The organism is Variovorax brevis, from assembly GCF_030317105.1.
Lineage (GTDB): Bacteria > Pseudomonadota > Gammaproteobacteria > Burkholderiales > Burkholderiaceae_C > Variovorax > Variovorax brevis.
The window spans coordinates 188913-214224 of the sequence record NZ_JASZYG010000002.1 but is presented as its reverse complement, the minus strand read 5'-3'; the positions used below and the strand labels follow the sequence as shown (position 1 = coordinate 214224).

The 25312-nt window shown below is 66.3% G+C and carries 21 protein-coding genes; 19 read left to right on the top strand and 2 right to left on the bottom strand.

Features of this window, described 5'->3' with window-relative positions:
* Positions 1-47: 47 nt before the first annotated feature.
* The 8 genes from QTI66_RS05635 to QTI66_RS05600 all read left to right on the top strand — a co-directional run bounded on the left by QTI66_RS05635 (position 48) and on the right by QTI66_RS05600 (position 9477).
* On the top strand, positions 48-1523 hold the full coding sequence (locus tag QTI66_RS05635; RefSeq protein ID WP_286558036.1) for a purine-cytosine permease family protein: 1476 nt from the start codon (positions 48-50) through the stop codon (positions 1521-1523).
* A 57-nt stretch (positions 1524-1580) separates the two neighbouring features.
* On the top strand, positions 1581-3308 hold the full coding sequence (hutU, locus tag QTI66_RS05630; protein ID WP_286558034.1) for a urocanate hydratase: 1728 nt from the start codon (positions 1581-1583) through the stop codon (positions 3306-3308).
* Between the two features lie 136 nt (positions 3309-3444).
* A complete protein-coding gene (locus QTI66_RS05625) occupies positions 3445-4026 on the top strand; it encodes a HutD/Ves family protein (RefSeq protein WP_286558033.1) in 582 nt (193 codons plus the stop codon).
* A 4-nt stretch (positions 4027-4030) separates the two neighbouring features.
* Entirely contained in the window at positions 4031-5254 is a 1224-nt protein-coding gene (gene hutI / locus QTI66_RS05620) for an imidazolonepropionase (RefSeq protein WP_444814950.1), read from the top strand.
* Positions 5251-6633 (top strand): formimidoylglutamate deiminase, encoded by a 1383-nt coding sequence (locus tag QTI66_RS05615; protein WP_286558032.1) that lies wholly within the window; start codon positions 5251-5253, stop codon positions 6631-6633. Before hutI ends, QTI66_RS05615 begins: the two co-directional genes overlap by 4 nt.
* Positions 6630-7457 carry an N-formylglutamate deformylase gene (gene hutG, locus QTI66_RS05610; protein WP_444814949.1) on the top strand — a complete coding sequence of 276 codons (828 nt, stop codon included), beginning with the start codon at positions 6630-6632 and terminating at the stop codon, positions 7455-7457. Before QTI66_RS05615 ends, hutG begins: the two co-directional genes overlap by 4 nt.
* Before the next feature lie 59 nt (positions 7458-7516).
* Positions 7517-8224 carry an aspartate/glutamate racemase family protein gene (locus QTI66_RS05605; protein WP_286558031.1) on the top strand — a complete coding sequence of 236 codons (708 nt, stop codon included), beginning with the start codon at positions 7517-7519 and terminating at the stop codon, positions 8222-8224.
* Between the two features lie 107 nt (positions 8225-8331).
* The gene (locus tag QTI66_RS05600; protein WP_286558030.1) at positions 8332-9477 is read left to right on the top strand and encodes an IS630 family transposase; all 1146 of its coding nucleotides are present in this window, start codon (positions 8332-8334) and stop codon (positions 9475-9477) included.
* Between the two features lie 21 nt (positions 9478-9498).
* Here QTI66_RS05600 and QTI66_RS05595 read toward each other — a convergent pair whose 3' ends face one another.
* The gene (locus QTI66_RS05595) at positions 9499-10056 is read right to left on the bottom strand and encodes a YceB family lipoprotein (RefSeq protein WP_286558029.1); all 558 of its coding nucleotides are present in this window, start codon (positions 10054-10056) and stop codon (positions 9499-9501) included.
* Between the two features lie 172 nt (positions 10057-10228).
* On the opposite strand from QTI66_RS05595, the gene QTI66_RS05590 reads away from it, so the two are divergent.
* The 11 genes from QTI66_RS05590 to QTI66_RS05540 all read left to right on the top strand — a co-directional run bounded on the left by QTI66_RS05590 (position 10229) and on the right by QTI66_RS05540 (position 23626).
* Positions 10229-11275: a homocysteine S-methyltransferase family protein gene (locus QTI66_RS05590; RefSeq protein ID WP_286558028.1), complete on the top strand. Its 1047-nt coding sequence runs from the start codon at positions 10229-10231 to the stop codon at positions 11273-11275.
* A gap of 165 nt (positions 11276-11440) precedes the next feature.
* Complete coding sequence (locus tag QTI66_RS05585; RefSeq protein ID WP_286558027.1) at positions 11441-12214, top strand: SH3 domain-containing protein; 774 nt, start codon at positions 11441-11443, stop codon at positions 12212-12214.
* 200 nt (positions 12215-12414) lie between these two features.
* Complete coding sequence (locus tag QTI66_RS05580; protein WP_286558025.1) at positions 12415-12843, top strand: nuclear transport factor 2 family protein; 429 nt, start codon at positions 12415-12417, stop codon at positions 12841-12843.
* A gap of 22 nt (positions 12844-12865) precedes the next feature.
* The gene (locus QTI66_RS05575; RefSeq protein ID WP_286559009.1) at positions 12866-14278 is read left to right on the top strand and encodes an NAD(P)/FAD-dependent oxidoreductase; all 1413 of its coding nucleotides are present in this window, start codon (positions 12866-12868) and stop codon (positions 14276-14278) included.
* A gap of 158 nt (positions 14279-14436) precedes the next feature.
* Entirely contained in the window at positions 14437-15876 is a 1440-nt protein-coding gene (locus QTI66_RS05570) for an amino acid permease (RefSeq protein ID WP_286558024.1), read from the top strand.
* A 169-nt stretch (positions 15877-16045) separates the two neighbouring features.
* Positions 16046-17869 carry a sulfoacetaldehyde acetyltransferase gene (gene xsc, locus QTI66_RS05565; protein WP_286558022.1) on the top strand — a complete coding sequence of 608 codons (1824 nt, stop codon included), beginning with the start codon at positions 16046-16048 and terminating at the stop codon, positions 17867-17869.
* 173 nt (positions 17870-18042) lie between these two features.
* On the top strand, positions 18043-19050 hold the full coding sequence (locus QTI66_RS05560) for a bifunctional enoyl-CoA hydratase/phosphate acetyltransferase (RefSeq protein WP_286558021.1): 1008 nt from the start codon (positions 18043-18045) through the stop codon (positions 19048-19050).
* Entirely contained in the window at positions 19047-20096 is a 1050-nt protein-coding gene (locus QTI66_RS05555; RefSeq protein WP_286558020.1) for a YeiH family protein, read from the top strand. Before QTI66_RS05560 ends, QTI66_RS05555 begins: the two co-directional genes overlap by 4 nt.
* Entirely contained in the window at positions 20093-20905 is an 813-nt protein-coding gene (locus QTI66_RS05550) for an IclR family transcriptional regulator (protein WP_286558019.1), read from the top strand. Before QTI66_RS05555 ends, QTI66_RS05550 begins: the two co-directional genes overlap by 4 nt.
* A 22-nt stretch (positions 20906-20927) precedes the next feature.
* Entirely contained in the window at positions 20928-21908 is a 981-nt protein-coding gene (locus QTI66_RS05545) for an AAA family ATPase (RefSeq protein WP_286558017.1), read from the top strand.
* Positions 21908-23626 (top strand): cobaltochelatase CobT-related protein, encoded by a 1719-nt coding sequence (locus tag QTI66_RS05540; protein ID WP_286558014.1) that lies wholly within the window; start codon positions 21908-21910, stop codon positions 23624-23626. The genes QTI66_RS05545 and QTI66_RS05540 overlap by 1 nt, the downstream gene beginning before the upstream one ends.
* Before the next feature lie 148 nt (positions 23627-23774).
* Here QTI66_RS05540 and pdxR read toward each other — a convergent pair whose 3' ends face one another.
* Positions 23775-25274, bottom strand: coding sequence for a MocR-like pyridoxine biosynthesis transcription factor PdxR (pdxR, locus tag QTI66_RS05535; RefSeq protein WP_286558012.1), 1500 nt, complete (start codon positions 25272-25274; stop codon positions 23775-23777).
* Positions 25275-25312 lie beyond the last annotated feature (38 nt).

Genomic DNA, 25312 nt, shown 5'->3' with positions numbered 1-25312 from the left:
CGCCAAGTTGTACAGTCCAGCAACCGGGGGGACAAGGAAAGCACCACATGCACATCGAAGCGGAATCGCCCCTCGGCGGCGTTGAAACCCGAACCATCGACATGGTTCCCGAGCACGAGCGCCACGGCGCGCCGCGCAGCCAGTTCACCCTCTGGTTCGGCGCCAACATGCAGATCACGGCCGTGGTCGACGGCGCGCTGGCCATCGTGTTCGGCGCGGAGGCGCTCACGGCCATCATCGGATTGCTGATCGGCAACGTGCTCGGCGGCATCGTGATGGCGCTGCATTCGGCGCAAGGCCCGCGCCTGGGCCTGCCGCAAATGATCTCCAGCCGCGTGCAGTTCGGCGTGCGCGGCGCGGCCTTGCCGCTGGTGCTGGTCATCCTGATGTACCTGGGCTTTGCCGCCACCGGCACCGTGCTGTCGGGGCAGGCGATCAACCGCATCTTCGGCGTCAGCGCGCCGGAGTTCGGCATCCTGGTGTTCGGCTCGCTCACCGCGCTGGTAGCGGTGGTGGGCTACCGGCTGATCCACGTGGTCGGCCGCATCGCCACCGTGGTCGGCATCCTGGGCTTCGGCTACCTGGCGTTCCAGCTGTTCGCGCAGCACGACGTTGCCAGCGCCTTCGGCCAGAAGCCGTTCACGGTGTCGACCCTGCTGCTGACCATCGCGCTGTCGGCCGGCTGGCAGATGACCTTCGCGCCCTACGTGGCCGACTACTCGCGCTACCTGCCGACGCGCACCACCATCGCCTCGACCTTCTGGACCACCTTCTCGGGCAGCGTCATCGGCGCGCAGCTGGCCATGACCTTCGGCGTGCTGGTCGCAGCCCTGGGCGGCAACTTCCTGAAGAACCAGGTCGGATTCATGGGCGACCTGGCCGGTCCCACGGTCGCGGTGCTGATCTACGTGGTCATCGTCACCGGCAAGCTCACGGTCAACTGCCTGAATGCCTACGGCGGCTTCATGACCATCCTCACCACGGTGAGCGCCTTCAACAACAAGTCGCAGATTTCGTCGCGTGCCCGCATGCTCTACATCGTCGGCTTCGTGCTGGTGTCGATGGGCGTCGCGCTGCTGGCCAGTGCCGACTTCCTCAACAACTTCAAGAACTTCGTGCTGCTGCTGCTGGCGGTCTTCGTGCCCTGGAGCGCGGTGAACCTGGTCGACTACTACCTGGTCTCGAAGGAAAAGGTGGACATTCCCGCCCTGTACGACTGCAATGGCCGCTACGGCGCCTACAACCCGGTGGCGCTGGGCTGCTACGTGCTGGGGGTGGTGGTGCAGATTCCGTTCCTGAACCAGGCGATGTACAAAGGCCCGATCGCCACGATGCTCGGCGGCGCCGACGTGTCCTGGATCGTGAGCCTGGTCGTCACCTGCCTCGTGTACTACCCGCTGGCCAAGCGAACGATGAAGGTTCCGGCCAGCATGATCTATCCCACCGACGCGGCAATGCCTGGCAGCGCTGCGATCCGCCCGGCGGCAACCGCCATCGCAGGCGATGCGCGTCAACCGGCCTGACATCGCCACACGCAATATTTGCCACCCCACATCAAGACTTCTTCCAAGGACATCACCATGAACGCACCCGACAAGTTCCTCGCCAAGACCGCAGCGCTGAGCGACCCGCGCCATGACGCCAGCCGCGTGATCCGCGCCCCGCGCGGCAGCGAACTGAGCTGCAAGAGCTGGCTCACCGAAGCTGCCTACCGCATGCTCCAGAACAACCTCGACCCCGAAGTGGCCGAGCGCCCGCAAGACCTGGTGGTGTACGGCGGCATCGGCCGCGCGGCGCGCAACTGGGAATGCTTCGACCAGATCCTCGCGTCGCTCAAGGAACTCAACGATGACGAGACGCTGCTGATCCAGTCGGGCAAGCCGGTCGGTGTGTTCAAGACGCACGCGAACGCACCGCGCGTGCTGCTGGCCAACTCCAACCTCGTGCCCAAGTGGGCCAACTGGGAGCACTTCAACGAGCTCGACCAGAAGGGCCTCTTCATGTACGGCCAGATGACGGCCGGCAGCTGGATCTACATCGGCAGCCAGGGCATCGTGCAGGGCACCTTCGAGACTTTCGTCGAAGCGGGTCGCCAGCACTACAACGACGATCTGTCGGGCAAGTGGATCCTCACGGCCGGTCTCGGCGGCATGGGCGGCGCGCAACCATTGGCTGCCACGCTGGCGGGCGCGGTGTCGCTCAACATCGAATGCCAGCAGTCGAGCATCGACTTCCGCCTGCGCACGCGCTACGTCGACAAGCAGGCGCGCGACATCGACCACGCGCTGGAACTAATCGCGCAGCACACCGCCGCGAAAGAGGCCGTGTCGATCGCGCTGCTGGGCAACGCGGCCGACATCCTTCCGGAACTCGTGAAGCGCGCGAAGGCCGGCGGCATCAAGCCCGATCTCGTGACCGACCAGACCTCGGCGCACGACCTCATCAACGGCTACCTGCCCAGCGGCTGGACCGTGCCGCAATGGCAAGCCGCGATGAAGGACCCGTCGCAGCACGCCGCGCTGACGGCTGCTGCCGCGAAGTCCTGCGCCGTGCACGTGCAGGCCATGCTCGACTTCCAGTCGATGGGCATCCCGACCGTGGACTACGGCAACAACATCCGCCAGGTCGCGTTCGACGAAGGCGTGAAGAACGCCTTCGACTTCCCCGGCTTCGTGCCCGCGTACATCCGGCCGCTGTTCTGCGAAGGCAAGGGACCGTTCCGCTGGGTGGCGCTCTCGGGCGACCCGGAAGACATCTACAAGACCGACCAGAAGATCAAGGAGCTGTTCCCCGAGAACAAGCACACGCACCGCTGGCTCGACATGGCGCGCGAGCGCATCAGCTTCCAGGGCCTGCCGGCGCGCATCTGCTGGCTGGGTCTGGGCGAGCGCGACAAGGCCGGTCTGGCGTTCAACGAGATGGTGAAGAACGGCGAGTTGAAGGGCCCGATCGTGATTGGTCGTGACCACCTGGACACGGGTTCCGTTGCGAGCCCGAACCGCGAGACCGAATCGATGAAGGACGGCACCGATGCGGTGAGTGACTGGCCGTTGCTGAATGCGTTGCTCAACACTTCGGGCGGCGCGACCTGGGTGAGCCTGCACCACGGCGGTGGCGTGGGCATGGGCTACTCGCAGCACTCGGGCATGGTGATCGTGGCCGATGGCACTGATGCGGCGGCTGAGCGTTTGGCGCGCGTGCTGGTGAACGACTGCGGCTCGGGTGTGATGCGGCATGCGGATGCGGGTTATGACGTTGCCGTCGCCACGGCGAAGAAGCACGGCCTGAAGCTGCCGATGATCAAGTGACTCCGACTTCTCTTTCCCCTCTCCCTCCGGGAGAGGGCAGGGTGAGGGCACTCGGCGATGGATCGGGCGATGGTCTCAGCCAAGGCCCGGTGCCCTCACCCCAACCCTCTCCCGGAGGGAGAGGGAGTGAAGACCTATGACTGCACACCATCGCTTCTCCGTCGCGAGCCTGCCCTCCACCCCTTGGAAGAACGGCGGCGGCACCACGCGCGAGATCGCGTGCTGGCCACCAGGCGCAGGCATCGAGCACTTCGACTGGCGCGTGAGCATCGCGACCATCGCCGCGAGCGGACCGTTCTCGATCTTCGCGGGGGTGGACCGGACGATCATGTTGCTCGACGGCGATGGGGTGCGACTGCATTCCAACGACCACATCGACCATCGCCTCGACAAGCCCCATGAACCCTTCGCATTCAGCGGCGACGTGGCGCTCGATTGCACCTTGCTCGGCGGCGCATCGAGCGACTTCAACGTCATGAGCCGGCGTGCGACGTGTGCTGCTGATGTGCGAGTGATCCGGAGTCCGCAAACGCTGGATGCCGCACGCGATGGCCTGCTGATGTGCCTCGATGGCCAATGGCGTGCAGGTGACGAAACGCTGCACAAAGACGAAGGCCTGTGGTGGGCGCAAAGCCCTCTTGCGTGGACGCTGGAGCCCCTGACGGCTGGCGCCACCCTCGTAGCAGTGCGCTGGTCGCACTATCCGAAGAAGAGCTGATCCGATGAACATGAAACCGTTCAACTCGCTTCCCTCTGCCGATGGCCTGTGGACTGGCCTGCGCGACACGGCCGGCACCGACACCGCCATCGTGGTGGAGCAGGGCGTCGTCCGATGGGTCGGCGAGCGCGCAGCCACGCCAGCGTCAGACGCCCACCTGCAGGCGCATCACGGCGGCGGCGCACTCGTCACGCCGGGACTCGTCGATTGCCACACCCACCTCGTCTACGGCGGCCAACGCGCCAACGAATTTGCGATGCGCCTGGCCGGCGCAAGCTACGAAGAAGTCGCGAAAGCCGGCGGCGGCATCGTCTCCACCGTGCGCGCGACCCGCGAGGCCAGCGAAGACGACCTCTTCGAAAGCGCCGCAGCGCGCCTCGTCAACCTGCTGGCCGAAGGCGTCTGCGCCATCGAGATCAAGTCCGGCTACGGCCTTGCCCTGGAGCACGAACGCAAGCAGTTGCGCGTCGCGCGTCGCCTGGGTGAGCATTTCGGCGTGACGGTGCGCACCACCTTCCTCGGTGCGCACGCATTGCCGCCGGAATATGCGGGCCGCAGCAGCGAGTACATTGACCTTGTCTGCACCGGGATGCTGCCCGCGCTCGCCGCGGAAGGCCTCGTCGATGCCGTCGACGTGTTCTGCGAACGCATCGCCTTCACACTCGATGAAACAGAGCGCGTCTTCAAGGCTGCGCAACAACTCGGCTTGCCCGTCAAGCTGCACGCAGAGCAACTGTCCGACATGGGAGGCGCTGCATTGGCCGCGCGCTATGGGGCGCTGTCCTGCGACCACATCGAATACCTGTCGCAAAAGGGCATCGACGCCATGCGCGAAGCCGGCACCGTTGCGACCCTTTTGCCCGGCGCCTACTACACGCTGCGCGACACCCATCTGCCGCCCATCGAAGCGCTGCGCGCAGCCGGCGTGCCGATGGCCGTGTCCACCGACCACAACCCCGGCACCTCGCCAACGCTGAGTCTCTTGCTGATGATGAACATGGCCTGCACGCTGTTCCGCCTGACGGTGCCCGAGGTGCTGGATGGCGTCACCGTTCACGCCGCGCGCGCCTTGGGACTTCAGCAGACGCACGGCACGATCGCTGTCGGACAGCCCGCCAACTTCGTGCTGTGGAAGGTGCGCGAAGCGGCCGAGCTGGCGTACTGGTTCGGGCAGCGGCCCGTGCGCGCCGTCGTGCGCCAGGGCCGCATCGCCGAGGGCAGCGTATGACGCGCGGCAGCCTCTTCGCCAAGGATGCGTTGCTGCCGCAAGGCTGGCGGCGGAACGTCCTGCTGCAGTGGAACGAATCGGGCCAACTCACCCACGTGCAACCCGACGCCGATGCACCCGCAGGCACAACCGTCGTCAACGGCCCCGTGATCCCCGGCATGCCCAACCTGCACTCCCACGCCTTTCAGCGTGCGATCGCAGGCCTCACGGAGTTCCGCGGCGAGGCGCAGGACAGCTTCTGGAGCTGGCGCACGCTGATGTACCGCTTCGCCTCGCGCCTTGACCCGACCCAACTCGAAGCCATTGCGCTGGCCTTGTATGTCGAGATGATCGAAGCGGGCTACACGTCGGTCTGCGAATTCCACTACGTGCACCACGACGTCGACGGGCGCCCCTATGCCGATGACGCCACGCTCGCGCACGCCCTATTGCGCGCCGCGCAACGTGCCGGCATCGGCATGACTTTGCTGCCCGTGCTCTACCAGACCAGCGGCTTCGGCGGCCTGCCGCCGAACGACGGCCAGAAGCGCTTCATCCGCTCCACCGATTCGATGCTGCGCCTGCTCGAACGCCTCAAGCCCGCCTGCGATGAGCAAGGCGCACGCCTCGGCTTGGCGCCGCATTCGTTGCGCGCCGTGCCGCCCGAAGGCCTGCGCGAGGCACTCGCAGGCTTGAACGCCATCGACGTCAGCGCGCCCATCCACATCCACATCGCCGAGCAGACCAAGGAGGTCGACGACTGCGTCGGCTGGAGCGGTCAGCGCCCGGTCGCATGGCTGCTCGATCATGCGGACGTCGATGCACGCTGGTGCCTCGTGCACGCGACCCACATGGACGCCGACGAATACCGCCGCGGCGCAGCGAGTGGCGCCGTCGCCGGCTTGTGCCCGACCACCGAAGCCAACCTCGGCGATGGCATCTTCGACCTGCCGCGCTGGGAAGGCGCATGGGGCGTGGGCTCGGACAGCCACATCTGCGTCAACGCGGCCGAGGAGTTGCTGATGCTCGAATACAGCCAGCGCCTGGGCACGCGCCAGCGCAACGTCGCGGCCAGTGCGGCGCATCCGCAGGTCGCCACATCGATGACGCTGGCGGCCGTGCAGGGCGGTGCGCAGGCCGCGGGCCGCCCTGTCGCCGGCCTCGCCGTGGGACAGCAGGCGGACTTCGTCGCGCTCGACGCGAATCACCCCGCGCTCGCGGGACTCGATGCGAGCAACATGCTGTCCTCGCACGTCTTTGCGAGCCACCGCACCAGCGCGATCGACGGTGTGTGGACTGCCGGACGCCACCGCGTTGTCGCAGGACGCCATCCGCTTCACGACAGCGCGGCCGCCGGCTTCGTCGCCGCACGCCGCCAATTGCTTGAGAACAAGGCATGACTTCCATGAGCCTCTTCGACACCACCGAGCCGCCTTTCCGCTTTCATCAGGGCACGCGCCCCTTGCTGATCTCGATGCCGCATGTCGGCACGCACGTTCCTGCGGCGCTGGCGGCACGGCTGACCGATGAAGCGCGCCATGTGCCCGACACCGATTGGCACCTCGACAAGCTCTACGACTTTGCAGTGAAGGAGCTCGGTGCCTCGGTGCTCATGGCCACGCACTCGCGCTATGTGATCGATCTCAACCGTCCGCCCGATGGCGCGAGCCTGTATCCCGGCCAAAGCGTGACGGGCCTGTGCCCGGTCGACACCTTCGACGACACACCGCTGTATGCCAACGGCGACGTGCCGGGCGAAGAAGAAATCGCCGCACGCCGCGAAGCCATCTGGCGGCCGTATCACGCGAAGCTGGCAGAAGAACTCGTACGCATCAAGGCGCAGCATGGCGTTGCGGCGCTGTGGGACGCACATTCGATCCGCTCCGTGCTGCCGCGTTTTTTCGAGGGCAAGTTGCCCGACCTCAACCTCGGCACCGCCGATGGCGCAAGCTGCGACCCGGCGCTGGCCGCGCAACTCTTGGCGATCGCGAAAGAAGCGACGGGCTACACCGGCGTTCTCAACGGCCGCTTCAAGGGCGGCCACATCACGCGCCACTACGGCCAGCCGGGGCAGGGCGTGCATGCGGTGCAACTGGAGATGACGCAGTGCAGCTACATGCAGGAGCAGTTGCCCTTCGACTACCTGCCTGAGGTGGCGGCCGGTGTGCGGCCGCATGTGCGGCGAATGCTGGAGGCGGTGCTGGGCTTCGTCGAGAGGCGCTGAAGCGAGTGCGGCAATCGCGGCCGCAGCAAAACGGGGCCAGTCGCCGCACAATGCGCGCCATGCCCCAGCACATCGGAATCGTCGCCTGTTCCGCCGAAGGCGCGGCGCTTTGCTACCAGACCATCTGCGTCGAGGGTGCGGCGCTGCTCGGACCGCACGCCCATCCAGAAGTGTCGATGCACACGCCCTCGCTCGCAGACTACATGGGCCGCATCTACCGCAACGACTGGCAGGGCGTGGGCGAACTCATGCTGCGTTCGGCCGACAAGCTGGCGCGCAGTGGCGCCGACTTCCTGATCTGCCCCGACAACACCATCCACCAGGCCTTCGACTTCGTGATGCCGCGCTCGCCGCTGCCGTGGCTGCACATCGCGCAGGAAGTGGCGGCCGATGCGGCGCGGCGTGGTCTCAGGCGCATCGGCGTGACGGGCACACGATGGCTGGTCGACAGCGAGGTCTACCCCGACAAACTGGAAGAACTCGGCCTCGACTTCGTTCGCCCCAGCGACGCGGAGCGTGATGAAATCAACCGCATCATCATGGACGAACTGGTCTGCGGCATCTTCAAGCCCGACGCCATCGTGACCTTCCGCCGCGTGTTCGGGCGCATGAAGGACGCTGGGTGCGATGCCGTGGTGTTGGGCTGCACCGAGATCCCGCTCATCATGAACGACACCAACTCGCCGCTGCCCACGCTCGATTCCACGCGGCTGCTGGCGCGTGCGGCATTGCGGCGCGCCGTAAGCAAACAAACGCCAACTTTCTGACCGATGCCAGGAAGTCAGCTCAACTAGTACATCGTTCCGTTAAAACATTTACGTAACTGTGATCATGTGCGATCATGCGTGCCCAGCGATTCCTTTTGGAGGCTGGCATGGCACGACGGACTGGGCGAGCAGCGTTGACGCTGAGCGAGGAGCACAAAGCGATGCTCGAGGAGCTTGCGGGCTCGCGCACGGCGCCGGCGCGCGAAGTCGAACGAGCCCGGGTGCTGCTGGCGTATGCCGATGGGCAATCGCCCACCCAGATACAGCGCGCGCTGGGCACGTCCCGGCCGACGATCTACAAGTGCATCGACAAGGCCCTGGCAACGGGTGTGGCGACGGGGTTGCGGGATCGCTACCACCGACCGCACCCGCCGCAAATCACCGATGACGCTCGCGCCTGGGTGGTGGACCTGGCCTGTAGCAAGCCCAAGGACTTGGGCTACGCCGCGGAGCTTTGGACGCTGTCGGCGTTGGCCGCGCACGTCAGCGCGTACGCGCACAGCGCGGGCTTCGAGCGACTGGCTCGGGCGGGCAAGACCACGGTATGGCGCATCCTTGACGCCCATGAGCTCAAGCCGCACCGGGTGCGCTACTACCTCGAGCGGCGCGACGCGCAGTTCGAGCGCAAGATGGCCGAAGTGCTGATGGTCTATCGCGACGTGAACCTATATCGCGTCGATGCGGCCCACGACGCGCGTCCCACGGCGATCTATACCGTCAGCGTCGATGAGAAGCCGGGCGTGCAGGCACTGGGCGTGACAGCGCCGGATCTACCGCCGGTGCCCAGTGCGCACCCCGGGGTGGGGCGTGATCACGAATACGTACGCCATGGCACCTTGTCGATCATTGCGGCACTGGACCTGCATAGCGGCGAGATCATCGCCAACGTCGAGGCGCGCCATCGCAGCCGCGAGTTCATCGCACTGCTCGAACGCTTGCATGCGCACTACCCGAGCGAGGCAGTCATCCGCATCGTGCTGGACAACCATAGTGCCCACATCTCCAAGGAGACGATGGCCTACTTGGCCAGCCGCCCGGGACGCTTCGAGTACGTGCACACCCCAAAGCACGGCTCTTGGCTCAATCTCGTCGAGTCGGCCTTCTCGAAGATGGCTCGGTCGTTCCTGCGTCACATCCGGGTTGCCTCAGTCGACGAACTCAAGCAACGCATCCTCAAAGGCATCGACGAGATGAACGCCCAGCCCGTTCGCTTCCAGTGGAAGAGCTTCGACTTCCAGATGACAGAAACGTAAAGCTTTTACAGGAACGGAGTACTAGGTAGGTGAGCCAAGCAGCCAAAAACCATCAGGTTGTTTGATAAACGTGTAGGTATCGTTCGAACTTTCGCCGCTCGCATCCGAGGTGTAGACCGCACGGAACTGAAGTGCATTTTTCGCCTGCATGCGCCATCCATCAAGTCTTGTCACCGTCAGGCACTGACTCTTCGGGTGGTAACGCATTGTCCCGGCAGGGGGCGGGTACAGGGTCACATTGGCGCCCGGCGCCGCCATTGAATTCAAGTAACGCTGGGGATATTCGCCTTGTGGCGTGCACGACATGATTCTGAGCAGCTTTGAAATGTTGGATGAAGCTTCTCTTCGCGCTTCTGCAATGGCCCGGTCTCCTATTGCTGTATTCAAGTTGGAATCAACCGCCGCCGCTTGTGCCGGACTTGGCTGTCGTCCACCGATCCCCAATTGACCGCTGGAAGTTTGCGGGTTGCTTATGGCTGCAAGTGCCTGATTGACCTGCTTTACCTGTTCCAACTGCTGCGCACAGCCGCTCAAAAGCGCCGCGCCTGCAAGCGCAGAAATCAATCCAATATTGCGCACGATCTTCTCCCTGATAGTTTGTTGTGAGCAAGGCGCCCGTGCTGACCGCCTGCTGTACCTATTGTTGCGCAACCGACGTGCACCTACCGGCGCCAGCCGTAAGGTGAGTGCATCCTTTGCCGAAAATAAACCTTGCGCCCACCGGCCAAAGCCCGCTTTCTACAATCGAGGCATGAAGCCCATCGCCTACACCCGCGGCCAGGCCCTGCCTGCCATCCTCGCCTCCCGCATCGCCATCCTCGACGGCGCCATGGGCACGATGATCCAGCGCTTCAAGCTCACGGAAGAGCAGTACCGTGGCGAGCGCTTCAAGGACTTCGAACGCGACGTCAAGGGCAACAACGAGTTGCTCTCGCTCACCCGCCCCGACGTCATCCGCGACATCCATGAAGGCTACCTCGCGGCCGGTGCGGACCTCATCGAAACCAACACCTTCGGCGCGACCCGCATCGCGCAGGAAGACTACAAGATGGCCGATCTGGCGCGCGAGATGAACCTCGAATCCGCCAGGCTCGCACGCGCGGCCTGCGACAAGTTCAGCACGCCTGACAAGCCCCGCTTCGTCGCCGGCGCCTTGGGCCCGACGCCCAAGACCGCCAGCATCAGCCCCGACGTGAACGACCCCGGTGCGCGCAACGTCAGCTTCGAAGAACTGCGCGCGTCCTACTACGAGCAGGTCGAGGCACTCGTGGAAGGCGGCGCCGACGTGATCCTGGTCGAGACCATCTTCGACACGCTCAATTCCAAGGCCGCACTCTTCGCCGTCGACGAATACTTCGAGGCCAGCGGCGAGCGATTGCCGATCATCATCAGCGGCACCGTCACCGATGCGTCGGGCCGCATCCTGAGCGGACAGACCGTGACCGCGTTCTGGCACAGCGTGCGCCACGCGCAACCGCTGGCCGTCGGCCTGAACTGCGCCCTGGGCGCTGCGCTGATGCGCCCCTACATCCAGGAACTGGCGCGCGTGGCGGGCGACACCTTCATCAGTTGCTACCCCAACGCCGGCTTGCCCAATCCGATGAGCGAAACGGGTTTTGACGAAACGCCCGACGTGACCTCGCGCCTGCTGCACGAGTTCGCATCCGACGGCCTCGTGAACATCGTTGGTGGCTGCTGCGGCACCACGCCGGAGCACATCGCCGCCATCGGCGCGGCCGTGTCGCCACTGCCCGGCCGCAGCTTGAGCCGCCAACCCTTCTACCGCGAAGCGGCCTGAAGCAGGGCTTAAATCTCCGTGAAGGCGCTGTAAATCCCCGACACGGAATGTTGCCCGCGTGCACCTCGCGGTCAACATTGGCGTTGCATGGATAACGACGCCAGATCGCTGACAGTTCTGGCGCCAGTCGCCCGTTGGTCCGGGCTCACTCGTACTGGAGATTCAATGCAGCAGCAGCAACAAGAACAACAGCACCGGCCCGGCTGGCTTCGCGCCGGCGTGGTGACCCTGGCGCTTGCCGTGCCGATCCTGGCGTCGGCGCAGCAGGCCATCACGCGGGGCGGCAACCTGCGCGCCGGTCCGGGCGGCGGCTATCCGGTGGTGGCGGTGCTGGGCGCGGGTCAGCCCCTCAATGTGGTGGGCTGCACGCGCGGCTATGGATGGTGCGACGTCATCCTGCCCGACGGCCTGCGGGGATGGCTCTACGCGTCCAACCTCGATTTTCCGTACCAGGGCACGACCGTGCCGCTCTTGAGCTACGGCGCCATCATCGGCGTGCCGATCATCGGCTTCACCATCGGCAACTACTGGGGCAACTATTACCGCGACCGGCCTTGGTACAACGAGCCGCGCTGGTGGGGTGGGCGGCCCCCGCCGCCACCACCGCATGCCGGCTGGCGTCCACCGCCCCCGCCGATGCCGGGGTGGCAGCCGCGTCCGCCGCCGCCGAATTTCCGTCCCCCGCCGCCCGGCGGATGGCATGGCAACCATCCCCCGGGATTCGCGCCCAATCCGGGCTTCAGGCCGCCTCGCGATCCGGGCATGCGACCGCCGGGGGATGGTGGCCGGCCACCCGGGCAGGGCGGGCGTCCGCCGGGTGCTGGAGGGGGCGGCGGGAACCACGGGGATGGTGATCGGCATGGCGGGGGTGGAGGTGGTGGACACGGCGGTGGCGGACACGGCGGGGGTGGTGGCCATCGCGGCGGCGACGGTCATTAGCGTTGGCTCGAACGCCCTCTCGCTCCGGGAGGGTCGGGGATAGGGAACGGGGCGGTAGGCAAGTCGCAGGGTATCCAGCGCCCGTCCCCTCAGGGAGCAAAAGCGCTGGCTCCAACAATTGCGGCGATCTGGTGCCACGGCCATGCGCCTCCGGCCAATAACCTGCGTGCATCGCATCGAAACACGCACGGAGACACCGCATGACCCCGCCCGACAACACCCGACCCGACGCCGCATTCCTGCGCGCATTTGCAGATGCCTGGAACGCCCACGACATCGACGCACTGATGTCCTTCATGGCCGACACCTGCGAGTTCCACGCGGTGGGTGGCCCCGACGTACTCGGCCGCAGCTTCATCGGCCGCCAGGCCGTTCGCGAAGGCTTCGAGCTCGCGTGGAAGAACTTCCCCGACGCCGCCTGGCTGGACGGCGACCACTTCGTCAGCGGCGACCGCGGCGTGTCGGAATCGACCTTCCGTGGCACCAGGGCCGACGGCTCGCGCATCGAGGCGCGCATGGTCGACGTCTTCACCTTCCGCGATGGCCGCATCGCCGTGAAGAACGCCTACCGCAAGGATCGCCCGGCCGTCGCGGCCGTCGCGGTCGTCCAGGCCGTACCGGCCGCGTGACCGCCAGGAGCCCATCATGGAAATGAGCGCGCGGCACCTCTCGCCCCTGAACCCCTACGACCCGCAGTACGACCCGCTGGTCGCGCCCAACCCCGGCCGCGGCCGCGACTACGCGCCGACCTACTGGGTCGGCACGGCCGGAACGCCCCCGCCGGACGACGGCCCCATCCTCGCCGACACCGATGCCGACGTGGTCATCGTGGGCTCGGGCTTCACGGGCCTGGCCACCGCGCTCTTCCTGGCGCGCGAGCATGGCATTCGCGCCACGGTGCTGGAAGCCAACCAGAGCATCTGGGGCTGCACCAGCCGCAACGGCGGCCAGGGCCAGAACGCGAGCGGGCGGCTGTACCGTTCGCAATGGATCGAGCGCTGGGGCAAGAAGACCGCGCTCGCACTCGACGCGGAGATCCGCGCTGGCTACGAGACCTTCAAGAGCCTGGTGGCCGAAGTGCCGTGCGACGCTCAGCCCGGCGGCCACTTCTACGTCGCGCACCGCGAGAAGAAGATGGAGTTCCTGCGCCAGGAGGCCAAGGTGATGCGCTGGGTTTTCGGCTACGACACACGCATGCTCAGCGCCGAGGAACTGCGCAGCAACCACTTCAATGAAGCCGAGGCGTGCGGCGCGATGCTCGAGCCCGACGGCATCGGCGTGCACCCGCTCAAGCTCGCGCACGGCTACCTGCGCATGGCGCGCGCCCTCGGCGTCAAGGTGCATCCGGCCAGCCCGGTGCTCGGCATGGAAACGCGCAACGGCGTGCACTACCTGAAGACCCCCGGCGGCACGGTGCGTGCCCGCGCCGTGGGCCTGGCGACCGGCGGCTACACCAGCAACGGCCTGCACAAGAGCCTGGATTCCAAGATCATGCCGATCCTGTCGAATTCGCTGGTGACGCGCCCGCTCACGGCCGAAGAGCTGGAAGCGACCAACTTCCGCACCACCACCTTCATCACCGACACGCGCACGCTGCGCTTCTACTACCGCAAGCTGCCGGACAACCGCGTGCAGATCGGCAGCCGCAGCGCCATCACCGGCGCCGACGCGCCCGATCCGCGCCACATGCAAATGTTGGTCGCTGGCCTGCACCGCAAGTTTCCGGCGCTCAAGGGCATCGACATCGACTACTCCTGGTGGGGCTGGGTGGACGTGAGCCACGACATGATGCCGCGCGTCATGCAGCCGGACCCGAAGGAAAGCGTGTTCTACGCCCTGGGCTACGGCGGCAACGGCGTGAGCTTTTCCGCGCACGCCGGACGCCGGATGGCCGAGCGCATCGCCGGCAAGAAGAGCAAGGTTTTCGACCTGCCGATCTACAACTCGCCGCTGCCTTATCCGAACGTGCTCAACCTGGTCGAGTCGCGTGCCTTTGCACCGTTTCGCCGGCTCGGCCAGCGCGCGCTCTATCACTGGTACCACGCCCGCGACGAGCGGCGATAGATGGGCACCGGGGCCGACGCCGGCCCCCCACAGCCTCCACGGCCGGCCGCACCAAGGCCTCACAGCCGCAAGAGGGTCCCTGGCATATTCGGCAGGCGGAGCGCATCATTGTGCGGCGCCGTCCTGCACCCGACATGAAACGCAAGCAGGAGACATCCATGCAACCGCACAAAGATTCGACGTCTTCCTCGGGGCTGCAGTGCAGCCTCAAGCAAAGACACATGACGATGATCGCCCTGGGCGGCGTCATCGGCGCCGGCCTGTTCGTCGGCAGCTCGGTCGTCATCCAGTCGGCTGGACCGGCCGCCATCCTCTCGTTCCTGATCACCGGCGGGCTCGTCGTGCTGGTCATGCGCATGCTGGGTGAAATGGCGGTGGCCATGCCGGCCGTCGGCTCCTTCTACGAGTACGCGCGGCTCGCCTTTGCCGACCGGCGCGGCGGCGGTGCGCTGGCCGGCTTTCTCACCGGGTGGATGTACTGGTATTTCTGGGTCATCGTGGTGGCGGTCGAGACGGTGGCCGGCGCCAAGCTGGTGTCCTTCTGGCTGCCGGACGTGCCGCAGTGGATGCTGGGGCTGGGCCTGATCGTGCTGCTCACCATGACCAACCTGGTCTCCGTGAAGTCCTACGGCGAGTTCGAGTTCTGGTTCGCCTCGATCAAGGTCGCGGCGATCATCGTGTTCCTCTTTTTGGCCACGCTCTTCGTGCTGGGCCTGTGGCCGACGACCGTCACCGGCACCGTGTCGCCCGGCTTCGTCAACTTCACGGCGCATGGCGGCTTTGCGCCGAATGGCATCGTGCCGATCCTCACCGGCGCGGTGGCGGCCACGGGTTTCTACTTCGGCGCGGAGATCGTGACCATCGCAGCCGCCGAAGCGGCGGAGCCCGAGAAGGCGGTCGCCAAGGCCACCAATTCGGTCATCACCCGCGTGCTGGTGTTCTACGTCGGTTCGATCCTGCTGGTGGTGGCCATCGTGCCGTGGAACTCCAGCGCCATCACGACGCCCTACGTCAGCGCCTTGGCTGCCATGGGCATTCCCGGCGCGGCCACGGTGATGAACGCCATCGTGCTCACGGCCGTGCTCTCGGCATTGAACTCCGGCCTCTACGCTTCGTCGCGGATGCTGTTCGCGCTGACCAAGCGCGGCGATGCGCCCAAGAGCCTGACCAAGCTCAGCCGCAATGGCGTGCCGGTGCGCGCCATCCTGGTCGGCACCTTGTTCGGCTATGCCTCCGTCGTCATGTCGTACGTGTCGCCGGATCGGGTCTTCCAGTTCCTGGTCGACTCCTACGGCACCGTGGCCATCTTCGTCTACGTGCTGATCGCCGTGTCGCAGTTGCGCCTTCGCGCCAAGCTCGAACGCGAGAGCCCGGAACGCCTGCGCGTTCGCATGTGGTGCTACCCCTACCTGACCTGGGTCGCGATCGTCGGCATGGTCGGCATCGTGGTGGCCATGGCCTTCATTCCCGAGCAGCGCCAGCCCCTGTTGCTGGGTGTCGCGAGCCTCGGCGTGCTGCTCGTTGCCTACGGCGTGCGAGCCCTCTTCGGACGCCGGTCCACCGCGGCCGTGCCGATCGCCACAGCGCTCGAGCGCTGAAACGCCCAGGGCCGCCACCGGCCTTGGCTCCATCGAAGGTTGCGCCCTGGATCCACAGCGCCAGGGGAGGCCTTCATAGCATTCAGGAACCCACCCGCGCTTCCCATTCCTGGCGCGTCAGGCGCCGCTTTTTTCCCTTTCGACCACCAGACCATTTGGAGACTTCAACATGACCAAGCAAGCACCCCGTGTCGACATCCGCAGCGTTGCTGTCGGCCCCCAGAAAATGACCCCGTCCGAGGCCTTCGTCGAGACGATGGTGGCCAACGGCGTGACCGACATGTTCGGCATCATGGGTTCGGCCTTCATGGACGCGATGGACATCTTCGCGCCGGCCGGCATCCGCCTGATCCCCGTGGTGCACGAGCAGGGCGCCGGCCACATGGCCGATGGCTATGCACGCGTCAGCGGCCGCCACGGCATGGTCATCGGCCAGAACGGCCCCGGCATCAGCAACTGCGTGACGGCCATCGCCGCAGCCTACTGGGCACACAGCCCGGTGGTCATCGTCACGCCCGAGACCGGCACCATGGGCATGGGCCTGGGCGGCTTCCAGGAGTGCAACCAGCTGCCGATGTTCCAGGAGTTCACCAAGTACCAGGGCCACGTGACGCACCCGGCCCGCATGGCCGAGTACACCGGCCGCTGCTTCGACCGCGCCATGTCCGAGATGGGCCCGACGCAACTCAACATTCCGCGCGACTACTTCTACGGTGAGATCACCGCCGAGATCCCGAAGCCCCAGCGCCTGGACCGCGGTCCCGGCGGCGAGAAGACGCTGAACGAGGCCGCCGAGCTGCTGGCCACGGCCAAATTCCCCGTCATCATTTCCGGCGGCGGCGTGGTGATGGCCGATGCGGTCGAAGCGTGCAAGGCCTTGGCAGAGCGCCTGGGCGCACCGGTGGTCAACAGCTACCTGCACAACGACTCCTTCCCCGCGAGCCATCCGCTGTGGTGCGGCCCGCTGGGCTACCAGGGCTCCAAGGCTGCCATGAAGCTCATCGCGCAGGCCGACGTGGTGGTGGCGCTCGGCTCGCGCCTAGGCCCCTTCGGCACGCTGCCGCAGCACGGCATGGACTACTGGCCCAAGACCGCGAAGATCATCCAGATCGACGCCGACAACAAGATGCTCGGCCTGGTCAAGAAGATCTCCGTGGGCATCTGCGGTGACGCAAAAGCGGCAGCCATCGCGCTGACGGAGCGCCTGCAAGGCAAGACGCTGGCCTGCGACGCCACCAAGGCCGAGCGCGCCGACAAGATCGCCAGCGAGAAGGCCGCGTGGGAGAAGGAGCTCGACGAATGGACCCACGAAAAGGATGCCTTCAGCCTCGACATGATCGAAGAGCAGTCGAAGGAAAAGACGCCCTTCGGCGGCCACTACCTGCACCCGCGCCAGGTGCTGCGCGAGCTGGAAAAGGCGATGCCCGAGGACGTGATGGTGTCCACCGACATCGGCAACATCAACTCGGTGGCCAACAGCTACCTGCGCTTCGAGAAGCCCCGCAGCTTCTTCGCCGCGATGAGCTTCGGCAACTGCGGCTACGCCTTCCCGACCATCATCGGCGCGAAGGTGGCGGCGCCACATCGGCCCGCGGTGTCCTATGCCGGCGACGGCGCCTGGGGCATGAGCCTGATGGAGACGATGACCTGCGTGCGCCACAACATCCCGGTGACGGCGGTGGTGTTCCACAACCGCCAGTGGGGCGCGGAAAAGAAGAACCAGGTCGACTTCTACAACCGCCGCTTCGTGGCGGGCGAACTCGACAACCAGAGCTTTGCGGAGATCGCTCGCGCCATGGGCGCCGAGGGCATTACCGTCGACAAGCTGGAAGACGTGGGCCCGGCCCTCAAGAAGGCCATCGACATGCAGATGAACGAAGGCAAGACCTGCATCGTCGAGATCATGTGCACGCGCGAACTGGGCGACCCGTTCCGTCGCGACGCGCTGGCCAAGCCCGTGCGTTTGCTGGAGAAGTACAAGGACTACGTCTGAGCGCGTAGCTGCCCCGGGCCCGGGCGGTGAAAGCAGATGCTGCTTCCATCGCCCGACGCCTTGACCGCCTGGTCTGAAAGCCTTCTGCGCGGAGAGGGCAGGGAGGGGCTTTGCCCGCCGCTTCCTTCCAGGCTCCCTCGCCCTTCCTTTGTCGGCACTCAACGAAGCCCAAGATGTTCAATTCCTACCTTCTGGACAGCGCAGCCGAGTCTTCACCGGCTACGGCGGCGTCACCCGCCCATCCGCATCTCGCGGCGCTCGTTGCACAGGCGCGTGCACGCGGCCCCATCGCGGTGGCGGTGGCCTATCCGTGCGACGTCGCATCGATCGAAGCGGCGCATGCTGCCGCGCAGGCGGGGCTGATCGAGCCGCTGCTGGTCGGCCCGCGCGCCCGCATCGAGGCGGCAGCCGCCACGGCCGGCGTCTCGATTGCCGGCTACGTGCTGCACGACACCATCGACGATCCCAACGTGGCCGCCACCCGTGCGGCGCACCTGTGCCGCGACGGCCGCGCCGCGGCGCTCATGAAAGGCGCGCTGCACAGCGATGAACTGCTGGGCGCGGCCGTCAGCCGCGACGCGGGACTGCGCTCCGGCCGCCGCGCGAGCCATGTGTTCGTCATGGACGTGCCCGGCCTTGCGAGGCCGTTGTTGATGACGGACTGCGTGGTCAACATCGCCCCCACGCTGATGGACAAGCGCGACATCGCGCAGAACGCCATCGACCTCGCCATCGCGCTGGGCATCGAGCTGCCGCGCGTGGCGATCCTGTCGGCGGTGGAAACGGTGAACCCCGCCATCCCTGGAACCATCGACGCAGCGGCGCTGTGCAAGATGGCCGATCGCGGCCAGATCCGCGGTGGCCTCGTCGACGGGCCACTCGCTTTCGACAACGCCATCTCGCTGGAGTCGGCGCGCAACAAGGGCATCGCCTCGCAGGTCGCGGGCCGGCCTGACGTGCTGCTTGTGCCCAACCTGGAGGCGGGCAACATGATCTACAAGGAACTCGTTTACCTGGCCGGCGCCGAATGCGCGGGCCTGGTGCTGGGCATGCGCGTGCCCATCGTGCTGACAAGCCGCTCCGATTCCGTGGCCAGCCGCGTCGCCTCGTGCGCGCTGGCGGTGTTGATGAGCAGCGAGTCGGCACCCAACCGCCTGGCGTTGATGGAGACAGCCCAATGACCACCGCATCCATTGCCCTGGAGCGCCAAGGCGTTCTTCGCCGCGCGACCAACCTCACGCCGGGCATTGCGCTCGCAGGCGTGGTGGCGATGGCGGCGACCTTCGTCTCCACGATGCATGGCGGGCCGCAGTTTCTCTATGCGCTTTTCTTCGGCGTCGCCTTTCACTACCTGAGCCAGGATGTGAAGGCCAAGCCGGGCATCGACTTCTGCTCGCGCGGCGTGCTGCGCCTGGGCGTCGGCCTGCTGGGCGCGCGCATCACCGCGGCGCAGATTGCAGGGCTTGGATGGAGTACCGCGCTCATCGTCATTGCGGCGGTCGTCACCACGCTGATGTGCGGCGTGCTGCTGGGCAAGAAGCTGGGGCTGACGCGCGCGCAGAGCGTGCTCTCCGGTGGCGCAGTCGCCATCTGCGGTGCCTCCGCCGCCTTGGCCATCTCGGCCGTGCTGCCGCGAGAAAAAGAAGGCGACCGCTTCACGCTGATGGTCGTGGTCACCGTCACGGTGCTTTCCACGTTGGCGATGGTGATCTACCCGCTCATCGCCAAGCTGCTGCACCTGTCGCCGGCGCTCGCGGGCCTGTTCATCGGCGGCACCATCCATGACGTGGCGCAGGTGGTGGGCGCGGGCTACACGCTCGGCCATGAAGCGGGTGACTACGCAACCATCGTCAAGCTGTTCCGCGTCGCGATGCTGACCGTGGTGGTGGTTGTGGTTTCCAGCGTCTTCAAGAAGCAACGCGAAGTCGCGCAAGCGCAGCAAGCCGCCGGCCGCGCACCCGCCAGGCAGGCGCTGGTGCCGTGGTTCCTGTGGCTCTTCGTCGCGATGGTGGCGCTCAATTCGCTCAACCTGATGCCACCGATCGTTCTGAACGGCATCAACGATGCTTCGCGTGCTTGCCTGGTGCTGGCCATCGCGGCGCTGGGCATCAAGACTTCTTTCGCGCAACTGGCGCGTGCGGGGTGGAAGCCCTTCGTGCTGCTGCTAGTGGAGACGGTGTGGATGGCGGCCTTCGTGCTGGCGGCCGTCATGCTGCGCCCGGCATGAACGCGGAAACCATGCGGCACGGCATGGACGGCGACTCGCCGGCGATGCGCCTCATCTCGCTGCTGGAAGTCATCGCTTCGCGGGAGCGGCTCTTCTCGCGGCAGGAGTTGGTGAAGGCCACCGGCCTTCCCGCGGCCACGTTGCACCGCATGCTTGCGCAACTCGAGGGCGCAGGTCTGCTGCAACGTAGCGCCGACGGGCGCCGCTACGACAAGGGCGTGCGCCTGCGGCAGTTTGCGGAAAGCCTGCTGCTCAACGATGCCCGTCAGGGCGCGCAGCGTGCGGTGTTGTGCGCCTTGGCCGCGCAAGTGGGCGAGAGCTGCAAGCTCACGGCGCTGTCGGGCAGCGAGGTGCTCTACCTGGACCGCGTCGAAGGCGCGACGCCGCTGCGCTTTCATCTGCGTGCGGGCTCGCGCGTGCCGTGGCATTGCTCGGCCAGCGGCAAACTTCTGCTGGCGCAGATGACGGCCGCGCAACGCAGACGTTTGATCGAACACGCGCCGTTGCGGGCGCACACCGGGCGAACGTTGACCGACGTCGCGTCGATCGATGCGGAGGTCACGCGCGCCGGCCGGGAAGGCTTCGCGCTGGACAACGAGGAGTTCCTGCCCGGCATGCTTTCCATCGCCGTGCTCGTGCCCTCGCCGGGCGGCGGGCGCTCCAACCTGTGCGTCGCGGCGCAAGCGCCTGTGATGCGACTGCCGCCCGACAAGGCGATGGCATTCCTGCCATCGCTTCACCGTGCCGCCGAGGCGCTCGGCAGGATCGAACTGCAGGCCGCGCGCCAGTCTGACTGCACATCCGCCTGAACCCATTTTTGGGAAACCCACCATGACCGAATTGAGCGCCGCCCGACCCGACCGAATGATCTCCGTGCGCGAGGTGTTCGGCATCGACACCGACCTGCGCGTGCCGGCCTTCGCCGAGGGCGAGGAGCACGTGCCCGAAGTGGACCGCGCGTACCGCTTCAACCCCGACGTCACGCTGGCGCTGCTCGCCGGCTTCTCGCGGGACCGGCGCGTGATGGTGCAGGGGCTGCACGGCACGGGCAAGTCCAGCCACATCGAACAGGTGGCGGCGCGGTTGAACTGGCCGTGCGTGCGCGTCAACCTCGACGGCCACGTGAGCCGGCTCGATCTGGTGGGCAAGGACGCGGTCGTGCTGCGCGACGGACAGCAGGTCACGGAGTTCCAGGAAGGCATCGTGCCGTGGGCCTTGCAGCGGCCGGTGGCGTTGATCTTCGACGAATACGACGCCGGCCGGCCCGACGTGATGTTCGTCATCCAGCGCATCCTTGAGCGCGACGGCAAGCTGACGCTGATGGACCAGAACCGCGTCATCAGCCCGCATCCGGGATTCAGGCTCTTTGCGACGGCCAACACGGTGGGCCTGGGCAACCTGAGCGGCATGTACCACGGTGCGCAGCGGCTCAACCATGCGCAGATCGACCGCTGGAACATCGTCGCGGTGCTGAACTATTTGCCGCGTGCCGAAGAGATCGCCATCGTGCAGGCCCGCGTGCCGAAGTTCGCCGACGCTGCGGGCCGCAAGCTCATCGATTCGATGGTGGCGGTGGCCGACCTGACGCGCAAGGGCTTTGCCGCGGGCGATCTCTCGACGCTGATGTCGCCGCGCACCGTCATCACCTGGGCGGAGAACATCGAGATCTTCCGCGACCCGGCGCTGGCGTTCCGGCTCTCCTTCGTCAACAAGTGCGATGACGCGGAGCGGGCCATCGTGGCCGAGTACTTCCAGCGCTGCTTTGATTGCGAGCTTGATGAGTCGCATCAGTTGGCAGCACAGGCGCAGTGATGGGCAGCACGCAGGCCGCCGCCGCACGGCACCAGCAGAAGGTCGATGAGCTCTGCGCGGCCTCGATCCGTGCGGTGAGCGGTGATGCAGCGTTGCACTTTCGCGGGCGACGGTTGTTTCGTGATCGGCGTGTCTTGCCGGTGCATGCGGCGCATCTGCATCCCTCGCCGGAGCGCGACGACTTCAGCTCCTTTCGTGGCGCGGCAGATGGCATGGCGTTGCGCATCCGCTTGTCCGACGCTGCGTTGCACAAGCGCCTGTGTCCGGTCGATCCGATCGCGCGCATGGTGTTTGAGCTGCTGGAGCAGATACGCGTGGAGTCGTTGGCACCTGCGGAGATGATTGGCCTGGTGCGCAACCTGCGGCATCGCCATGAGCAGTGGTCGCTGGCCTTTCACGAGAGCGGGCTGACCGAGACTGCGAAGGGCATCCTGCTGTACACCGTCGCACAGGTCTGCCGGGCGCGCGTGACGGCGCAGCCGGTGGTCGACGCCACGGAGGGCGTGATCGAGGCCACGCGCATGGCCCTGGCGCCGTTGCTGGGCCATGACCTCGCGGGCCTTCGACGTCAGCGCAACGACCAGTCGGCGTACGCACAGCATGCGCTGGCGATTGCAGGCGCCGTCGCGCAGGCCATCCATGAAGCGCAGGCCGGTGACGACGAAAGCGACACTTCCGGTGACGACGACGGAGAAGCAGATCGCAAGCTCTTCAGCCTGTGGATGGACGTTGACGCCGAGCCGGACGATGGCGTGGCCGCCGCGAGCAGTGGTCACAGCCGCGTGCTCGACGAAGCGGACGATGGCTATCGCGTCTTCACCACCGCCTACGACGTCGAAGTGAAGGCTGCGACGCTGGTGCGTGTCGCGTTGTTGAAGGAATACCGTGAGCGGCTCGATCGGCGCATCGTGGGGCAGGGCATCAACATCGCGCGCCTGGCACGCCAACTCAAGGCCGCGCTTGCCGTGCCCGCGCGCAACGAATGGGAAGGCTCGCAGGAAGAGGGCAGCATCGACGGGCGGCGGCTGTCGCAACTGATCGCCTCGCCGACAGAGCGGCGGCTCTTTCGCATCGAGCGGCAGGAACTGGCCGCCGATTGCGTCGTGGGTTTTCTCATCGACTGTTCGGGCTCGATGAAGCAGCACATCGAATCGGTCGCCATGCTGGTCGACGTGTTCGCGCGTGCGCTCGAACAGGCGGGTGTTTGCAGTGAAGTGCTGGGCTTCACCACCGGCGCGTGGAACGGTGGACGTGCATTGCGCGATTGGCAGCGCGCGCGTCGGCCGGCGCATCCCGGGCGGCTCAACGAGGCGTGCCACATGGTCTTCAAGGAAGCCGATACGCCGTGGCGCCGCGCGCGGCCGGACATTGCGGCGCTCTTGAAGTCCGACCTCTTTCGCGAAGGCATCGACGGTGAGGCCGTCGATTGGGCCTGCGCGCGATTGCAGGGCCGCAGCGAGGGCCGGCGCCTGCTGATCGTGATCTCCGATGGCAGCCCGATGGACAGCGCGACCCAACTGGCCAACGACGCGCACTACCTCGACCACCATCTGCGCGAGGTCGTCGCGCGGCATGAGCAGCAGGGCGCGGTGGAGATCTGCGGCGTGGGTGTCGGTCTGGACTTGAGTCCCTACTACCGTCGCAGCCGTGTGATCGATTTGTCGGCCGGCCTTCGCAATGAAGTGTTCCACGAAATCGTCGCAATGATCCCCCGCTGACCTCGGTCCCGCTTTGTCCCCTCTCCCTCCGGGAGAGGGCCAGGGTGAGGGCACCGGGCGGTGGAAGAGCCGCATCGCATCCATCGCCCATGCCCCTCACCCCAACCCTCTCCCCGGAGGGGCGAGGGAGAAATACCCAGAGCAAGAATCAGCGCTTGTGCTCGAAGCCGCGTACCAGTTCAGCCAGCAGCTTCACCCCCGGCTCGATCGCCGCAGGCACGATCGACGAATAGCCCATCCGGAAGTGCTGCTGCGGCCGTGGATCCGCCATGAAGAACACTTCCCCCGGCTCGATCAGCACGCCCCGCTCACGCGCCTGCGCCGCCAGTTCGGAGGCGTCGAAGCGCTGCGGCAACGACACCCAGCACGATCCACCGCCCGAGGCCGGCATGACCGTGCATTGCGGCATGTACTGCGCCAGCGCCGCACGCAGCAGGTCGGAGCGCTCCCTTTGCGCCGTGGTGAGCCGCCGCTGCAACGCGTCGTAATGGCCCAGCGAAAGAAACAGCGCAAACGCCCTCTGGATCAACGCTGGCGGATGCCGCAGCATCAGCCGCCGCAGCGCCCGCAGTTCGGCGATCAGCTCGGCCGGCCCCACCACATAGCCCATGCGCAGTCCCGGTGCCAGCGTCTTCGACAAGCTGCCCACATAAATGACGCGGTTGCTGCGGTCCAGGCTCTTGAGCGCAGGAATCGGCTCGCCGTCGAAGCGGTTCTCGCTCTCGTAGTCGTCCTCGATGATGATGAAGTCGGCATCGTCGGCCATCTTCAGCAGCGCCTCGCGACGTTCGAGCGGCATCGTCACCGTGCTGGGGCATTGGTGGTTGGGCGTCGTGTAGACGAAATCCAGGTCGCGCAACGCCTCCGTCACCGGCAGGCCTTCCGCATCGACCGCCAGAGGCATCAGTTGCGAGGTACGGCTCGCGAAAATATTGCGCGCATCGGGATAACCGGGCTCCTCCATGCCCACGCGTGTGCCTTCGCGCACGAGCAGGTCGGCAATCATGTAGAGCGCATGCTGCGCGCCGACCGTGATGACGATTTCGTCGGCCGACGCCCACACGCCGCGGCGTGGCAGCACGCGGGTGCGGATCTGCTGCACCAGCGATTCGTCGTCGCGCGAAATCTGGTCGGGTGCCCAGTCGCGGATGTCGAGCACGCTCAGGCTCTTGATGCAGCACTCGCGCCAGTCGGCGGTCGGGAAGAGGGCGGCGTCGAACTGCCCGTACAGGAAGGGATGCGGGTACTTCTGCCAGTCAGAGGGCTTGACGATGCTGCGTTGCTGCGACGGACGCAGCCGGAAGCGACCCGCCCAGTCCGTTGCCTTGGTGTCGTCCTGCGTCGGCCGCGATCGCAAGCCCAGTCGTTGCGCCACCATGTCGGTGTTGACGAAATGGCCGCTGCGCTGGCGCGACACCAGGTAGCCTTCGTCGGCCAGTTGCTGGTAGGCCAGCACGACCGTGTTGCGCGCGACGCCGAGCTGCTCCGCCATCTCGCGGCTCGACGGAATCGGCACTCCGGCCGGCAGTTGCCCGTCGAGGATCGCCGCCACCAGCATCTCGCGGATCTGCCCCTGCAGGCTCATGTTCTCGCGTGCCGAGCGTTGCAGCAGCTGCTTCCACATCACGTCTTTCAGGTGTTGTGCCATTCATGCGTCCCAGGTTCGTGAATCTCTGAACTCCTGAC

What these genes read in the sequence shown, in the direction of transcription:
- QTI66_RS05635 (WP_286558036.1), top strand. Translation starts at nt 48, where the DNA reads ATGCACATCGAAGCGGAATCGCCCCTCGGCGGCGTTGAAACCCGAACC.
- QTI66_RS05570 (WP_286558024.1), top strand. Translation starts at nt 14,437, where the DNA reads ATGCAACCGCACAAAGATTCGACGTCTTCCTCGGGGCTGCAGTGCAGC.
- QTI66_RS05545 (WP_286558017.1), top strand. Translation starts at nt 20,928, where the DNA reads ATGACCGAATTGAGCGCCGCCCGACCCGACCGAATGATCTCCGTGCGC.
- QTI66_RS05585 (WP_286558027.1), top strand. Translation starts at nt 11,441, where the DNA reads ATGCAGCAGCAGCAACAAGAACAACAGCACCGGCCCGGCTGGCTTCGC.
- QTI66_RS05575 (WP_286559009.1), top strand. Translation starts at nt 12,866, where the DNA reads ATGAGCGCGCGGCACCTCTCGCCCCTGAACCCCTACGACCCGCAGTAC.
- hutG (WP_444814949.1), top strand. Translation starts at nt 6,630, where the DNA reads ATGACTTCCATGAGCCTCTTCGACACCACCGAGCCGCCTTTCCGCTTT.
- QTI66_RS05550 (WP_286558019.1), top strand. Translation starts at nt 20,093, where the DNA reads ATGAACGCGGAAACCATGCGGCACGGCATGGACGGCGACTCGCCGGCG.
- QTI66_RS05600 (WP_286558030.1), top strand. Translation starts at nt 8,332, where the DNA reads ATGGCACGACGGACTGGGCGAGCAGCGTTGACGCTGAGCGAGGAGCAC.
- QTI66_RS05605 (WP_286558031.1), top strand. Translation starts at nt 7,517, where the DNA reads ATGCCCCAGCACATCGGAATCGTCGCCTGTTCCGCCGAAGGCGCGGCG.
- xsc (WP_286558022.1), top strand. Translation starts at nt 16,046, where the DNA reads ATGACCAAGCAAGCACCCCGTGTCGACATCCGCAGCGTTGCTGTCGGC.
- pdxR (WP_286558012.1), bottom strand. Translation starts at nt 25,274, where the DNA reads ATGGCACAACACCTGAAAGACGTGATGTGGAAGCAGCTGCTGCAACGC.
- hutI (WP_444814950.1), top strand. Translation starts at nt 4,031, where the DNA reads ATGAACATGAAACCGTTCAACTCGCTTCCCTCTGCCGATGGCCTGTGG.
- QTI66_RS05555 (WP_286558020.1), top strand. Translation starts at nt 19,047, where the DNA reads ATGACCACCGCATCCATTGCCCTGGAGCGCCAAGGCGTTCTTCGCCGC.
- QTI66_RS05580 (WP_286558025.1), top strand. Translation starts at nt 12,415, where the DNA reads ATGACCCCGCCCGACAACACCCGACCCGACGCCGCATTCCTGCGCGCA.
- QTI66_RS05615 (WP_286558032.1), top strand. Translation starts at nt 5,251, where the DNA reads ATGACGCGCGGCAGCCTCTTCGCCAAGGATGCGTTGCTGCCGCAAGGC.
- hutU (WP_286558034.1), top strand. Translation starts at nt 1,581, where the DNA reads ATGAACGCACCCGACAAGTTCCTCGCCAAGACCGCAGCGCTGAGCGAC.
- QTI66_RS05560 (WP_286558021.1), top strand. Translation starts at nt 18,043, where the DNA reads ATGTTCAATTCCTACCTTCTGGACAGCGCAGCCGAGTCTTCACCGGCT.
- QTI66_RS05540 (WP_286558014.1), top strand. Translation starts at nt 21,908, where the DNA reads ATGGGCAGCACGCAGGCCGCCGCCGCACGGCACCAGCAGAAGGTCGAT.
- QTI66_RS05625 (WP_286558033.1), top strand. Translation starts at nt 3,445, where the DNA reads ATGACTGCACACCATCGCTTCTCCGTCGCGAGCCTGCCCTCCACCCCT.
- QTI66_RS05590 (WP_286558028.1), top strand. Translation starts at nt 10,229, where the DNA reads ATGAAGCCCATCGCCTACACCCGCGGCCAGGCCCTGCCTGCCATCCTC.